This is a genomic window from Flavobacterium xizangense (assembly GCF_054075145.1).
In genome coordinates this window covers 1-258 of sequence record NZ_JBSIPG010000185.1, presented here as the reverse complement: position 1 = coordinate 258, position 258 = coordinate 1, and the positions used below count along the sequence as shown (strand labels likewise).

Annotated in this window: 1 protein-coding gene; it reads left to right on the top strand. The window is 32.9% G+C overall.

The genetic code is table 11. From position 1 onward, the window contains the following. The coding region (locus ACWA1B_RS23040) for a sensor histidine kinase (RefSeq protein WP_456910983.1) at positions 1-258 on the top strand (258 nt) is incomplete at both ends.

Sequence of the window (258 nt, the reverse complement as noted above, 5' to 3'; positions counted from 1 at the left end):
ATCTTATTTTAGAAGACAGAAAAGGTACTGTAGTAAGACATTACAATGCAGCAAGAACAACCTGTTTGATTAATGAAGTTCACTTTACGAACGTGCTGGTTAATATTTTGGAAAATGCCATTAAATATTCTCCAGATGCGCCAGAGATCGAAATCTTTACTGAAAACATTAAAGATATGATTTTGATTAAAGTGAGAGACCATGGATTGGGAATGAGTAAGATAGCTCAAAAACGAGTATTTGAGAAATTTTACAGAG